This window comes from Chryseobacterium cheonjiense, from assembly GCF_012927265.1.
Classification (GTDB): Bacteria; Bacteroidota; Bacteroidia; order Flavobacteriales; family Weeksellaceae; genus Chryseobacterium; species Chryseobacterium cheonjiense.
The window spans coordinates 1,723,429-1,738,665 of the sequence record NZ_JABBGF010000001.1 but is presented as its reverse complement, the minus strand read 5'-3'; the positions used below and the strand labels follow the sequence as shown (position 1 = coordinate 1,738,665).

Sequence of the window (15,237 nt, the reverse complement as noted above, 5' to 3'; positions counted from 1 at the left end):
TTACCGGTATTAGTCTTTTTAAATTTAAACAAATTTTGAAAATAAAAATTTACTGAACAAAGGAATTGTAAGAATTCAAAACAGAATCGTAAGCAGAACTGATTTCCTGAATATTGCTGTCGGGAATCTTATTGGCAGATTTTGAATCCCTGATCAGTTTTCTGTATTTATCAAGAAATTCTGTCGCTCTTTTGTTGAAATTTTCGAACATTGTTTTCTTATAAGCGTATTGCTGATCTTTTACGTCGAATTCTTTTTTAGAATTTATATCCACTGCTTTTTCCAGTTCATTGTACTTTTTCTGTGCTTCCGCTTCATTAAAACCTTGTGTATACTGTTTATCGAGGGCATCCATCACGGCATCAAGTTCATTCATTATCGATTTGGATGAAACAATATAATCTTTCATCGGATGGTCTTTTAAAATTACTTCTTCAGCAGCTTCGGTAGCAGGTTTTATTTTGGTAACAATATTATCACCTGCCGTAAAAAAAGCTTTTGCTTCCGCATCGATATCTTTTTGTAAAGCCAGTGCTTTTGCTCCCTGATCGTCCTTATAGTCTTCGGAAGTGATATAGGATTTCAGCTCTTCATATTTTTTATCAATGCTTTCTCGCCTTCTTTTATAGGTAATGAGCTCTGTTTCGATAATTTTCTGTTCACTATCAAAACCGGAAGGAACGCCTTTAATTTTGGTTAAAGAATAATCCATTGTACTGATAACCATAGGCATGCTGTAGACGGTTTCGCCTTTTGACTTTTTCACCGCTGCTTCGGCATATTGAATAATATTTTCTACATGTCTGGAAGAGCTTTTATAGGATTCCAGAAAGTTATTATTAAAGTCAATAATCGCCTGTGACTGGTCTTCCCCAGCTTTTTCCACTGCATTTTCAATTTTGTCAAGACCTTTTTTACAGCTTACTGCTGTTACACTCACCGATAAGGCAAGTGCGATCATCATCATTTTTTTCATATTATATAAAGTTGATATTTATGTATTTATTCGGGTAAACGAATGTTGAATTTAACCGCAAAAAAGACAAAGATTATTTCTATCAAAAGAAATTAAATAAGCTTTTTATTTATCAGGAAAAATCGGTGTCTTCGTTCGTTATTTTCACGACATATTCTATTCCGTCGATGGCTTTTAAAATGATCTGGTTTCGAAGAATATTGGCCATGTTTTCCCAATATAATCTTCCGTAAAAAGAATAGTTGTTGGGGATGATTTCCACTTCTACGGTTCTTATAAATCCTTCTTTAGGTTTGTTGCTGATCATGGTTCCGCGTTTCACCCGAACTTCTTTCAGTTCATCTTTCAGTACCATCCTGCAGTAATTTTTAACATCTTCCAATGAGATGATTTTATCTCTTGTTGTTAATGCATATTTATAAGCCTGAATACTGTCTGTTCCTTTCTGTTCTTCCGCACCGCCGATGCTTTCACTGAGAAGTACAAGAACCTGGGATTTCAGCTGGTTGGATAATTCTGTGCCGGGACGCATATGGTTGGCAAGTGTACAATGGGTTACCCAGAATGAAGCATAGGTATGATCTGTTTTTTCAACGGGCTCCATAATCACGTAGTTCAGTTCCTGTTTAATGCTTCTTTTGGCATTATTCACTTTCTGGATCATGGATTTCATTTTGTCTGACATTTCGCTTAGCAAGCCCTTTACATTATCTCTGTTCAGTAAAGAGAAAGCAGCGATTTCGTCGCGTGTAAGCTCAAGAACATTGGCGATCATGTCGACAGCGTTTCTGTTGGTGAATCGTTCCATCCCGCCTTTTCTTACGGTGTATAATCCTTTTTTAAGATTATCGTTCGGGGTAAACGGAATTTCGGTATATCTTCTTCCGTCGCCATCCTGAACCTCATCAACATAGAGAAAATGCTCGCCTTCATCAGTGACCAACGGAATGTTGTTTCCCATAATATCGAGACTATATTCTGTTTTTTTCCAGCCACGGTTGTAGATTGGGAAAGCATTAAGGACAAAAGAAAAATTATCCAGAATTTCAGCAGAAAACTGCGGTGGAAATTCAAAGGTAAGCCACAGATAACGTTTCCCCTGAATATGTTTGGTAATCTCTTCTTTATAATCAACAAAACTGAGATTTTCCGGCAATTCTCCAAGTTCGGAAAATAGGGAGCTTGAAATACCGCTCACCTCAATAAATTTATGGTGATAAATGCTTTTTACATCTTCAATAATTTTATTGCGGATCGACTGCTCGTGGAAGATCTGTTCGTACCCGTCTGCCTGGGTATTTTTATAATAGGTTAATCCTTCCTTAATAAAAAGCGGATTTCCATTACTCGTTACTGTAATATAAGGCAGTAGTTTGTAGGTAAAATCCAGATGTTCAAAAGCCGGATTGGAACAGTAAATACTTACCTGTTTTGGGAAAGTTTCCTGGGAATAATTGCTGACGTCAATGCCGATCGTTACTTTTCTGTAATCTTCAGGCCTGCCCTGAAATCTTGCAATCGGGATTTTGTTTAGCCTTTCATCAATGCTGTAGCAGGTATTGCCCACAAACATTACAGCTGTCTGTACTTTGTTGATCCTCACATTTCCCACCGGAGTAAAAGGAATGTTGATCTGTTTATCGGATTCCGATTTTATGGTGGAAGTCATATGTTTTCTGAAGAAAAACTCGGTATGTTCCAACAGGATTTCAGATGATTCATACGGCTGTGTAAAAGCAATGGCATGCGCCGGAACGGGATGTGTATAGATAGATGGTGTTAAAAGTTTTGCAAGCTTCTCCAGAATCCGGGCATTTACCGTCTGTATTTCATTATTGGCTTTAAAAACTTCCGTGCTGAAAGCATCAATTAATAATTTTACAAACGGATCCAGCGATTGCGGACTCTTCAGTCCCCAAACTTTGGTTGCATTCTGAAGCATCCGTGCTTTTACCGATTCTTTGGAATATATATTTTGATCTAAATTCATAGGTTGTGATTACGGTGTAGGAAATTAATCAATTGACATGGGGCTCAGAAACAATTCCGTAGAAAAGCTGAAGCGTTCTCCGGTAGCCTCCATTTTAGCATTGATGGCAATTTTTACTTTCTTTTTGATCTCGGTGTGTTCTTTTGTGTCATAAGTATGCTCCACAATCTGAATGTGTGCATCGATCTGCGGATTGACAATCCGGGGTTCGTATTCCTGTATCTGTCTTTTGAGACTTTTGATGAAAACGTTTTCCCAGACAGCGCTGGTAACGCCATTGTCAAATTCAAGATTCCAGACATCATTTCCATAATTTTCATCATATCTGTTTTCGCCTTTCTTGGTGGTGATCAGCAGCATAATGTTATGGGCAATGCTTTCTCCCATATCGCATGTATCGATACTTCCTCCCTCCGTCATTAAGGTAGACGGTACGAAAGGCATTCTGTAATTTGGTGTGTCCATAATTCTGCTTCTATATTACATCATAATTGTCATTTGCCAGAAGAGAATACCAAATTAATGATTTTTCACGAAATATAATATTGTAATATTCTAAAATTAATGAATATTTTAATGTGTAAAGATAAAAATAACACCTTGTTCGGGCGATTTTAATTATGTTGCTGGATATACTTAAGATCCATATGTAAAGTTTCGGGGCTTCAAACTTTGTTTGAAGCCCCGAAACTGCTTTCATTAATATCCTGAAAATTATTTTTTAATAAACGGATAAACCGCATTATCAATCTTCAGAAGATAAGACCCTGGAGGAAGATGATGCACCCGAATAGCATTTTTATTTTTAAATGGTAATTTTTCTGAATACAGCAGTTTTCCGGAAAAATCAAGGATTTGTATTAACTTAACCCGATCTGTTTTTCCTTCAACAAAAATTTCATCATGTATCGGATTCGGATAGATCTTGAATTTGTTCTCCGATGAAATCGATTCTGATACGGAAAGTACTCCCAGATTCTGACAATAGTTAGAAGCATAAGAATCCCATTCATTATTGTTGAATACCGTATTCGGTTGGTTAATACCCGCTTTTCGGTATAAAGAAACATTTCCTAACACTGAGGAATTATTGGTAGAAGAAACACCCATTGCGTCAACCGTTGTAGACTTATACCTCAGCTCGAGATACTGGCTTCCGGAAAACGTCATTTGGGGAGCTGCAGTTACAAATTTTGCCTGATTGATCGTATAACATGGAAAGTTAGCATCGGGATTTAATACCACAAAAGTTTCATTGTTTTGTACAATTCCTTCCAGTTCATAAGGGTCTGGAAAATAATAATTGGATCCGCTCGGAAACTGAATCGATAGCCTGTAATCGCTCAGATTTACGGCATGACCAGTTCTGTTGGTGATTTCAAGACCTTTGTTGTTTGAGCTTCCTTCAAGGTACTTCGAAACAAAAAGATCTTTCGCATAAATATCTGATGCCAGCGTTGTGGTAGAAACCGTGTTGCTGTCGGGAGAAAGCAAATATCCATTGTCATAAGCTTTTACGGTAAATATATAAGTCGTAGAAGGTGTTAAATGATCTGCGGTGTATGTTGAGCCTTTCGTCGTCCCCACCAGATTTCCATCCTGATAAATTTTATAGCCAATGATATCGGTACTTGTACTTGGCGTCCAGCTTAAGGTAGAAAAATAAGCGCTGTTTTGTGTAACGGTTACATTCGTGGGACTTTGCGGTGCTATTGCGTCCGGATTCTGATTCCAGATGGCATTAACCCAGGAAGGATTGTCAATAAACGGATTTCTGTTCTTTTGTATAGCATATACCGCATTATTTCTGTCAATTTCCCGTTGAGAAACAGGGTCCTGCTGATGCCACTGCAGGAGCATTGTTATATAAGCCGGATCAAAAGCCCTTTCTTCGGTGCCATCCAGCGGGTTGGTATCAGAAGCCGGGTTGGCATTATTATTAAAATTAAAAGTTCCTAATTTTCCCTCGTATCGTACCGCGAAATAAAGAAGGCTTCTTGCCACATCTCCTTTAAACTCATCAATCGGTTCATAGACACGGCCAGTATATGCTATACCTGGAATGGCGCTTTTCCCGATTTTAGATGAATTGGTAAATGTGTAATAAATGGTGGAACCTGCAATTCCGTACGGATAATTACTTCTTAGCTGGTTGATTCTGGCATCTGTAGGAACTACATAAAATAAATCAGAATACATCGGGTAATTGCTGTAAAATGTACTCTGTGGCATCATGTGTTCCCTGTTCCAGCCCTGTCCTTCTGCACTGGCGCTTCCAATAATGTTTGCTGTAGTATATTCGTAAGCATCCGGACCTGAAGGAATTTCGGAATAAATATCCATTAATATAGTGGTATTCGAAGCATTATGGTCGTAGTATCGGTCCAGATCCGTTTGGTTGTAATAATTGGTAAGATCTCCATAATGCCAGTTGATGTTCTTTTCGGAGATAATATCATGAAGCTTAGATTTTAAAGCGTATCCTGATAGCCCCGAAGTTCCGTCATAATATCCTGCCGGTGCCTGAGCTGCAGAATAAGATGTTATCAGAATAATAAGATGTAGAAATTTTTTCATGCCGTAAAAATTGGGTGGCTAAAATAGTAAATTAATCTCCTTAAAGTTCGGAAAATTTTATTAAAATATCACTAACCTTTAAAATATAAAAACCTGAAAATTAAAAATTTGCATTGAAAATGTAATGCCCGGAATAATTTTTTTGGGCGTTCCGTCAATTTAATTATCTTTGGGAATTAACTATTTATCTATATGAATACAGAGACTATTGACAACATTAAAATGATAGCGGAAACAGCAAAAGAGTTTGCTGAAAAGAATATTAGACCTAATATTATGGAGTGGGATGAAAGTCAGACGTTCCCAAAAGATTTGTTCCATGAGTTAGGAGAAATGGGGTTTATGGGAATTGTTATTCCTGAACAATATGGAGGTTCCGGTCTTGGTTATCACGAATATGTTACCATTCTGGATGAGATCTCTCAGGTTGATCCTTCTATCGGTCTCTCCGTAGCTGCACACAATTCACTTTGTACGAATCATATTTATGAATTCGGGAATGAAGAACAGAGAAATAAATGGCTTCCGCAGTTGGCATCAGGAAAAGTGATCGGCGCATGGGGGCTTACTGAGCACAATACAGGTTCCGATTCAGGAGGAATGTCTACCACTGCCGTAAAAGATGGTGATGAATGGATTATCAGCGGTGCTAAAAACTTCATTACCCATGCGATTTCCGGTGATATCGCTGTAGTGATGACCAGAACAGGAGAAAAAGGAGCTAAAAATAATTCCACTGCCTTCGTACTTGAAAAAGGAATGCCGGGTTTCAGTTCCGGGAAAAAAGAAAATAAACTGGGAATGAGAGCTTCCGAAACAGCAGAACTTATCTTCGATAACGTTCGTGTACCGGATTCTCACCGACTGGGTGAAGTGGGAGAAGGTTTCAAACAGGCCATGAAAATCCTTGACGGAGGACGAATTTCTATTGCGGCTTTAAGTTTAGGAACAGCGAGAGGAGCTTACAAAGCGGCTTTGAAATATGCTAAAGAAAGACATCAGTTCGGGAAATCGATTTCGGAATTCCAGGCAATCAACTTTATGTTAGCAGATATGGCTACGGAAATTGATGCGGCAGAATTGCTGATCCAAAGAGCAGCTACTCTAAAAAACGCTAAACAGAAAATGACCAAAGAAGGTGCAATGGCAAAATTATATGCTTCCGAAGCATGTGTAAGAATTGCTAACAATGCAGTTCAGATTTTCGGAGGATATGGTTATACCAAAGACTTCCCTGCTGAAAAATTCTACAGAGATTCAAAACTTTGCACTATTGGTGAAGGGACATCTGAAATCCAGAGACTGGTAATCGGAAGAGATATTACAAAATAAAAACATTTTTAAAATAAATACAAATGATTAAACAGGCACTTTTAGGTGAATTCCTGCATGAGGCAGAGAACACAAGAAAACTTTTAAATGCAATTCCGGACAGCGCATTAGAATGGAAACCTTCTGAGAAAAACTGGACAACAGGTCAGCTGGCTTCTCACATCGCAGAAGTCTACAACTGGTATGACGGAACTTTTAACCTGGATGTCTTTGATATGGGTACTTATCAATATGATAAAGGAGATATTTCAAAAGCTCAGAATATTGTAGAAAAGTTTGAAGAAAATGTGACCCGAGCTCATGAAGCACTAAACAATTGGGACGAAAGCACTGCAATGAATGAATGGAGAATGGAAATGAATGGAAATGTAATCTTTCCTCCTATGCCGAAAATTCAGGTGATCCGCGGGTTTTTGTTTAATCATTTATACCACCACAGAGGTGAGCTGGTAGTTTATTTAAGATCTACCGGAAATAAGGTTCCCGGAATGTATGGTCCGACTGCTGACGACAATGCATTTTAAAAATTAGAATTATATCATTAAAAAGTGAATAGTACACGTATTTTGCGTGTACTATTTTCTTTTTATGAGAAAATGTAAAAATTGAAATATTTAATGTATTGCATAATTATTTAAACTAAATATCTAAAAATTTCTTAAAAAATTTTGTTTTTAGTAATCATATTTTCATTAGATTTGGTATTCCACAATCAAATAGAATTTATATGAAAAAACAACTATCGTTGTTGGGAATGCTCTTTTTATCAGGCATTTCCTTCGCGCAGACCGATCGTCTCTGGTCTCCAGGTTCAGGAAAAGTAACTTCCGGTATTTTCGAAAACAAAAACAGTATCAACAATCCTAAAATTTACAGTCTTGATATTAACGGATTGAAAAATGCACTCGCAAAAGCTCCTAAGAGAATTGCAGCAGGAGAAAAATCAGAAGTCATTATCTCTTTTCCAAATGCGGAAGGAAAAATGGAAAATTTCAAAGTCCGTGAAAATTCCAATTTTGATCCTCAACTCGCTGCAAAATATCCGGATATAAAATCCTATGTCGGCGAAGGCCTTGAAAATCCATCTTCAACTGTTTATTTTAGTATTTCGCCTTTAGGGCTTTCATCCATGGAAATTTATGGTGACAAATCTGCAGTTTTCATTGAACCATACACCAAAGACCTTTCCACTTATATTGTTTATAAAAAATCTGACAAAAAAGATAATCTGAACGCATTTGAGTGTACCGTATTGGACGTAGCCCAAAAAGGTGCTTCTACAAGCGATGTTATGGCAAGACCTAATGCAGATGATGCCAAGTTAAGAACGTTCAGGCTTGCATTGTCTTGTACGGGAGAATATACGGCTTATTTCGGAGGCACCAAAGCCAATGCTTTAGCTGCAATGAATAACACAATGACTCGTGTAAACGGCGTTTTCGAAAAAGATTTTTCGGCAAGAATGGTATTAATTGCCAACAATGACGCAGTAATTTATACCAGTGCATCATCAGATCCCTACTCTGCTGCCGCACAGATGAACAACTGGAATTCTCAGCTACAGTCGACGTTAACATCAGTTATCGGCGAAGCTAACTATGACATCGGTCACTTGTTCGGAGCGTCCGGAGGTGGCGGAAATGCAGGATGTATCGGCTGTGTATGTACCAACGGATCCAAAGGAAGCGGATATACTTCTCCGGCAGACGGGATTCCTTCAGGAGATAATTTTGATATTGATTATGTAGCCCACGAAATGGGTCACCAGTTCGGTGGAAACCATACCTTCTCCATGAGCAATGAAGGCACTGGCGCCAATATGGAACCGGGATCAGGATCAACAATTATGGGATATGCAGGAATTACAAGCCAGGATATTCAGCCTCATTCCGATGCTTTCTTCCATGCGATCAGCATTCAGCAAATTACCAATAATATTAAAGCAAAGACATGTCCTGTAAGCACCAATACCGGAAATTCAATTCCGACGGCTAATGCAGGGTTAGATTATACCATTCCTAAAGGCACACCGTTTATGTTAACGGGAACCGGAACGGATGCCAACGGAGATTCGTTAACCTATATATGGGAACAGATGGATAATGCTTCTTCTTCCCAGACTGGTGCAAGTTCGGCAGCAAGTGCTACCAAAGCTTCAGGACCTACTTTCAGATCCTTTACTCCAACCGCTTCGCCGGTAAGATATTTCCCAAGAATGGCTTCTGTATTAGCCGGAGCAACAACTACAGCAGGTTCTGAAATTACGGTGGAAGCTTTGTCTAATGTAGCAAGAAGCTATAATTTCAGATTTACGGTTCGTGATAACAGAGCGGGCGGATCCGGAAACAATTCTGACGATGCGGTGATCACGGTAAACGGAACAGCAGGTCCTTTCAGTGTAAGCTCTCAGAATTCAACAACAACATATACGGGAGGAACTTCCCAAACGGTGACCTGGAACGTAGCGGGAACAACGGCAAATGGCGTAAATGCAGCGAATGTGGATATTCTTTGGTCTACGGACAGCGGGAATACATGGACTACCCTGTTGGCAGGAACTCCAAATGACGGTTCTCAGGCAGTAACGATTCCTAATTCATCTACCACCACGGGAAGAATTATGGTAAAAGGATCCAATCATATTTTCTTTGATGTTAACAATGCCAATATCACAGTAAATGCCGGATCAGGAACAACAGATACTACGGCTCCGACAGCTCCTACCCTTTCTGCCTCAGGAACCACTTCTACAAGCACCAATTTATCATGGTCAGGAGCAACGGATAATATTGCGGTAACAGGTTATGATGTTTACCAGGGAGCTTCTTTGATCGGTTCTACGGCCTCTACATCGTATACTGTAACAAGTCTTAGCCCTTCTACAACATATATTTTCTCTGTAAGAGCAAAAGATGCGGCTGGAAATGTTTCATCTTCAAGCAACTCGGTAAGCGTAACCACCTTGTCCGGAAGTACGGTTTCCTATTGTTCGGCATCTGCAAATAATACCGCAGATGAAAGAATCGGAAATGTAAAATTCGGTACGATTAATAATACTTCTACAGGAACTGCAGGATACGAAAACTTTACATCAGTCTCTACCAATGTTACCAGAGGAACAGCTTATGCAATTTCGGTAACTCCGGTATGGACATCGACAGTGTATAGTGAGGCATACGCGGTGTATATTGATTACAACGGAGACGGAGACTTTACAGACAGCGGAGAACTGGCCTGGTCTAAAACAGGTTCTACAACGAGTCCTGCAACAGGTTCTATCACGATTCCGTCAACAGCAACTCTAGGAAATACCAGAATGAGAGTCATGATGCAGTACAGCTCGGTTCCTTCATCTTCATGCGGAACATATACCTACGGACAGGTGGAAGATTATACCTTAAATATTCTTTCATCAGGAAGAGGTGAAGTCGGTACTAAAGATCTTATGACAGATATTAAACTGTATCCAAACCCGGTAAAAGACATTTTATATATCTCAAATACGACGGCAGAAGATTACAAAATCTTCGATATGGGTGGAAAACTAATCAACGCTGGAAAACTCGAAAGAGGTTCTGTCAATGTAAGCAGCCTTATCAAAGGAGCTTATATGATTCAGATCGGAGAAACCTCCAAGAGATTCATCAAAAACTAATAACTGATTCAAATTAATATTGAGTAAAGGCTGTCCGGAAACGGGCAGTCTTTTTTTTAGTATTAAGAAATTGAGTCCCTTTAACTGAAATCTTAATTAAAATCAATTTATCGATTTAATTTATAAATTATTAATCTTAAAAACCCATTGTGCATTTTGATTCATTTTCGTCACTTCGAGTAGATTTTTGAAAAAAATCGTATCGAGAAGTTTATGGTTTTGAAAATAGATTCCATTCTCGATACATTTTTTCTCCACTTTGTTGCGAAAAAACACTCGAAGTGACGAAGCCGCTATCAAAATTTTTCAAAATATACAATGGGTTCTTAAAATACTAGAATTTGAACACACTTTTAAACCTTAATTGTTAAGGTGCATTGATGATCCGTTTAAGTCTTTTTACGTTCTGATTAGTTGTTTTTATATTCTGATTAGGTCCTTGGGCTAAAATTTTAAGTCTTTCGGGTAATATTTTAGATAATCTGGCAAAAATTTTAGCCATTTTCATTAAACTTTTACGAAAAATAACATCAGACAGTTGTATTGACTGTCTGTTTTTTTTTAAAATAATTATAAAACTTATTATATTCAAAATTCATAATTTAAAATTCAAGACTGAGAACTAATCATTTTTATTTAATTGTAAAAACTCAACTCATCAATCCTGATTTTATGAAAGCTAATTTTTATATTTGCCTAAATAAAAAATATTCATGGATAAAATCGACAGTCTGAACCAGGTAGCAGAATTCCACACAACTTTTAAAGCCCCTATTTTAGATACCCCGCAGATTCCTTCTCCGGAAAGATGCAACCTAAGGGTTGAACTTTTACAGGAAGAACTGAACGAATTGAAACAGGCTATTGCAGATAATAATATCATAGAAATTGCTGATGCTTTGTGTGATTTACAATATGTATTAAGTGGTGCGGTTCTGGAATTCGGACTTGGCAGTAAATTTGTAGAACTGTTCAACGAAGTACAGCGATCCAACATGTCGAAGGCTTGTGACAATGAAGAGCAGGCAAAGGAAACTGTAGAATTCTACAAAGAAAAAGAGGTAGAATCATTTTTTGAAAAATCAGGTGAAAAATATAATGTGTACAGGAAAGCAGATCATAAAGTCCTGAAAAACAAATATTATTCTCCTGCCGATCTGAAGACAATTATTGAAAAATAGAATGAAAAAAATTATTAAAAGTACCCTCATGGTTTCTACCCTGTTCCTGGCCGTTCAGCAGCTTGATGCACAGAAAGTTGTGGTAGGTCGCGAAGTGGAAACCACAAATGACGGCAAAATGCTTTTAGGGAATCAGCTGAAAGCAAAGTTCCTGGAAGCTCCTTATTCTGACTGGTATGTAAAAGAGCACGACGAATATGCCCTTGATCAGAAAGCCATCAGTGAGCTTAAAAAAGCTAAGATCAACTCTTACACTCTGGTAGTTTTTATGGGAACATGGTGTGAAGACAGCCACCGGGATTTTCCGCGCCTCATGAAAATCCTCGAGGAAGTAAAATACCCTGAAAGCAAGCTTACCATTATCGCGGTAAACCGTAAAAAGGAATCCCCGACAGGAGATGAAGCACGGTATAATGTCCAGAAAGTCCCTACGATTATTGTAGAACGATACGGTAAGGAAATCGGCAGAATTATAGAAATGCCGACAACGGGATATATTGAAAGAGACCTTGTGGAGATCTTAAAGAAAGATGACCAATCCGTAATCAAAGAAATTTTTAATAAATAAATCTTGAGAAACCTAAGAATAATACTACCGTTTCTGGCAGGAGTCATTGTAATGATTATCCTGTTTTTCAGCTTCAGATCCTGTTTAAATCCCGCTGAGAAAACTGAAAAATCAGATTATTATATTCTGACCAATCAGATCTCAAAGATGAATAAAATGGTGGTTCTGGAACAGAATACTTCCTCTATGCAGAAAACCAAAATGGGCTATGAATTCTTTGGAAAAGAAGTATCCAGCAACAGTATTATTACCTATACCAAAACCAATGCACAGGTTTCGTATGATCTTAATAAAATGAAAATGGAAGTAGATTCCATTAATAAAAAGCTGATCATCACAGAATTGCCAGAACCCGAAATAAGAATTACCCCAAGCGTGGAAATCCAGTCGCTGGACGATTCTTTTTTTAACCGGATTTCTGAAAAAGATATTAAGAATGTAACGCAGAAAGCTAAAACCACAGCTATAAATTCCATTGATCAGAACAAGCTGAAAGGTGAAGGCAAAGAGCAGCTCATGGAAAATCTGAATACCATTTTCGTTTTGGCAAAGGCTTTGAATTATAAGATAGAAGACCAGACAGGAAAACTGGGCATTCTAAAACTGTAAAATTTAAAGCAATGGACTCAGAAGAAAACAAAAAACAGGAATCTGCAAACACCGCAGAAACAAAAAAGCAAAATGAGGATTTCCAGAATATCCCTGCCGCATCAAAGAAAACCAACCCTTCTGATGTAGATAAGGAAGACGTTCAGAAATCGTCAAAAAACAACAAATCCGGAAAAACGGATAATATCAGAGGATAAAATAAAAAGGTTCTGCTTCTCACAAGCAGAACCTTTTTTAGAAAAAAAATATACAAATAAAAATCAAACCGTATAAAAATTCGCTCCGCCTTTTGAATTTATGGACTGTTAACTATTTTATCTAATTTTCGGCGAAGCGAAATTATTTTTTTATCAGACAATCGTAGATTTTCCGATTTTTACATTCTCAAAATTATAATAAGACTTTTCGGAATATTTAATATAATCGGCAATAAAGCTTCCCACTTCACTCGTCGAATAATGTTGGTCGGCATTCAGATCTACCGTTACATACTTATTTTCAATAGTATATTCTACAGACTGTCTTAGTTTTTCCGCCGCCTGGCCGAGTCCGAGATAATCCAGCATCATCGCTGTACTTAAAACAGACGCCACAGGATTGGCAATTCCTTTTCCTTTTGCCTGTGGATAAGACCCATGAATTGGTTCAAATAAAGCATTTTCATTTCCGATGGAAGCCGAAGGAAGGAGACCGATAGAACCTCCGATCACGCTCGCTTCATCAGAAATAATATCTCCGAACATATTTTCGGTTACAATAACATCAAACTGTTTCGGGTTTAAAATCAATTGCATCGCAGCATTATCCACGAACATAAAATCAAGCTCTACATCAGGATATTCCCGTGCAATTTCTTTACAGACTTTTCTCCATAATCTGGAAGTATCTAAAACATTAGCTTTGTCAATTAAAGTTAATTTCTTTCTTCTTTTCTGCGCTTCCTGAAAAGCCATATGAACGATCGGTGCAATTTCATCACGGTTGTATTTGCAAACATCATAAGCGTAACCAGCTTCATCATCCGTAAATTTTTCACCGAAATATATTCCGCTCACCAGCTCCCGGAAAATCTGGATATCGGCACCTTCAATAATTTCTTTTTTCAGAGGGCTTTTGTCAATCAGTGAAGAATATGTTTTTAAAGGACGGATGTTGGCAAAAAGTCCGAGCTCCTTTCGCAGTTTAAGTAAACCTTGTTCCGGGCGAACTTTTGCATCGGGATTATGATCAAAAGAAGGATCTCCGATGGCTCCGAAAAGCACTGCGTCAGATTCTTTACAAATCTGCAGCGTTTCATCCGGCAAAGGATTTCCTGTCTTGAAAATCGCTTCTGCGCCCATCAATCCGTAGGTGAATTCGAAGGTATAATTAAAAACTTCGCCAATTGCATTCAGAATTTTAATGCTTTCGTTTACTACTTCCGGACCGATTCCGTCTCCCGGAAGAACGGCAATGTTAAAACTTGTTTTCATAGATTCTTTGCGTTTTTAATTCAAACTCTTCAATAGCCTGTTTCCTGCTGATCAGGAAGTCGATATCATCATACCCGTTCATCAGGCAGATTTTTTTATAAGAATCAATTTCAAAATATTCGGAATTACCTTCGAAGCTAATGGTCTGACTTTCCACGTCAACCTTGATCTCTTTTTCAGGATTTTCAGTAATGCCGTTTAAAATTTCCTTTAAAAAATTTTCAGAAACTTTTACCGGAAGCAGACCGTTATTTAAAGCATTTCCCTTAAAAATATCTGCAAAAAAGCTGGAAACAACTACTTTAAAACCGTAATCCGTCAACGCCCATGCAGCGTGCTCCCGACTGCTCCCACAACCGAAGTTATTTCCGGCCACCAGAATTTCACCTGAGTATTTTGAATTATTTAATACAAAATCGGGATTCGGTTCATTCGTATGAACATTATACCTCCAGTCCCGGAAAAGACTTTCTCCAAAGCCATTTTTATCAATGCTTTTTAAAAACCGCGCCGGAATGATCTGGTCGGTATCTATATTTTCTGCCGGCAATGGGATTGCCCGGGATTTTATCATGACTAATTTTTGCATTCTGTGCTAAATCAATTATAGTTGTAGTTATTTAATTTAATTTTCAGGAGCTTAATCCCGCTATCCACTCATACTCCTCGCTCCCTTGCTTTTTATCTTCGCTTGCTCCGGGGTAACCGTTGCTATCGGGGCTAGGAATTCGGTTTTCTTACAATATTTTGTAATGACGCAAAGTTTGTCATCCTGTAAGGATCCAGACCTTAATCTTTTTATTGGAATTCTAATACTATGTTTAGATCCCTACGGGATGACAAGTTGGCTTTAAAATAATTTTAACGAATTACAATT

At 38.0% G+C, this 15,237-nt stretch carries 13 protein-coding genes; 7 read left to right on the top strand and 6 right to left on the bottom strand.

Going from position 1 to position 15,237, the window contains the following annotated elements; genetic code table 11:
• Positions 1 to 49: 49 nt before the first annotated feature.
• The 4 genes from HHL20_RS07810 to HHL20_RS07795 all read right to left on the bottom strand — a co-directional run bounded on the left by HHL20_RS07810 (position 50) and on the right by HHL20_RS07795 (position 5,543).
• The gene (locus HHL20_RS07810; protein WP_169230589.1) at positions 50 to 976 is read right to left on the bottom strand and encodes a DUF3829 domain-containing protein; all 927 of its coding nucleotides are present in this window, start codon (positions 974 to 976) and stop codon (positions 50 to 52) included.
• A gap of 112 nt (positions 977 to 1,088) precedes the next feature.
• Entirely contained in the window at positions 1,089 to 2,966 is a 1,878-nt protein-coding gene (locus tag HHL20_RS07805; RefSeq protein WP_169230588.1) for a type VI secretion system baseplate subunit TssF, read from the bottom strand.
• Between the two features lie 24 nt (positions 2,967 to 2,990).
• Entirely contained in the window at positions 2,991 to 3,431 is a 441-nt protein-coding gene (locus HHL20_RS07800; RefSeq protein WP_169230587.1) for a GPW/gp25 family protein, read from the bottom strand.
• A gap of 249 nt (positions 3,432 to 3,680) precedes the next feature.
• Positions 3,681 to 5,543 (bottom strand): endonuclease, encoded by a 1,863-nt coding sequence (locus tag HHL20_RS07795; protein WP_169230586.1) that lies wholly within the window; start codon positions 5,541 to 5,543, stop codon positions 3,681 to 3,683.
• A 192-nt stretch (positions 5,544 to 5,735) separates the two neighbouring features.
• Between HHL20_RS07795 and HHL20_RS07790 the strand changes: the two genes are divergently transcribed.
• The 7 genes from HHL20_RS07790 (at position 5,736) to HHL20_RS07760 (ending at position 13,085) form a co-directional block, all read left to right on the top strand.
• Positions 5,736 to 6,875, top strand: a complete 1,140-nt coding sequence (locus tag HHL20_RS07790; protein WP_169230585.1) for an acyl-CoA dehydrogenase family protein — start codon at positions 5,736 to 5,738, stop codon at positions 6,873 to 6,875.
• 23 nt (positions 6,876 to 6,898) lie between these two features.
• Positions 6,899 to 7,399 (top strand): DinB family protein, encoded by a 501-nt coding sequence (locus HHL20_RS07785; RefSeq protein ID WP_169230584.1) that lies wholly within the window; start codon positions 6,899 to 6,901, stop codon positions 7,397 to 7,399.
• 203 nt (positions 7,400 to 7,602) lie between these two features.
• Positions 7,603 to 10,530 carry a reprolysin-like metallopeptidase gene (locus tag HHL20_RS07780; RefSeq protein ID WP_169230583.1) on the top strand — a complete coding sequence of 976 codons (2,928 nt, stop codon included), beginning with the start codon at positions 7,603 to 7,605 and terminating at the stop codon, positions 10,528 to 10,530.
• A gap of 713 nt (positions 10,531 to 11,243) precedes the next feature.
• Entirely contained in the window at positions 11,244 to 11,711 is a 468-nt protein-coding gene (locus tag HHL20_RS07775; protein ID WP_169230582.1) for a pyrophosphohydrolase domain-containing protein, read from the top strand.
• Between the two features lies 1 nt (position 11,712).
• The gene (locus tag HHL20_RS07770; RefSeq protein ID WP_169230581.1) at positions 11,713 to 12,279 is read left to right on the top strand and encodes a TlpA family protein disulfide reductase; all 567 of its coding nucleotides are present in this window, start codon (positions 11,713 to 11,715) and stop codon (positions 12,277 to 12,279) included.
• A gap of 3 nt (positions 12,280 to 12,282) precedes the next feature.
• Positions 12,283 to 12,888 carry a DUF4230 domain-containing protein gene (locus tag HHL20_RS07765; RefSeq protein WP_169230580.1) on the top strand — a complete coding sequence of 202 codons (606 nt, stop codon included), beginning with the start codon at positions 12,283 to 12,285 and terminating at the stop codon, positions 12,886 to 12,888.
• Positions 12,889 to 12,899: 11 nt separating this feature from the next.
• Positions 12,900 to 13,085, top strand: a complete 186-nt coding sequence (locus HHL20_RS07760) for a hypothetical protein (RefSeq protein WP_169230579.1) — start codon at positions 12,900 to 12,902, stop codon at positions 13,083 to 13,085.
• Between the two features lie 153 nt (positions 13,086 to 13,238).
• Here the strand turns inward: HHL20_RS07760 and leuB are convergent, their stop codons facing one another.
• Together leuB and leuD are read right to left on the bottom strand one after the other, a co-directional pair.
• Positions 13,239 to 14,360: a 3-isopropylmalate dehydrogenase gene (leuB, locus tag HHL20_RS07755; RefSeq protein WP_169230578.1), complete on the bottom strand. Its 1,122-nt coding sequence runs from the start codon at positions 14,358 to 14,360 to the stop codon at positions 13,239 to 13,241.
• Positions 14,344 to 14,949 (bottom strand): 3-isopropylmalate dehydratase small subunit, encoded by a 606-nt coding sequence (gene leuD, locus HHL20_RS07750; RefSeq protein WP_169230577.1) that lies wholly within the window; start codon positions 14,947 to 14,949, stop codon positions 14,344 to 14,346. The genes leuB and leuD overlap by 17 nt, the downstream gene beginning before the upstream one ends.
• Between the last annotated feature and the right edge of the window lie 288 nt (positions 14,950 to 15,237).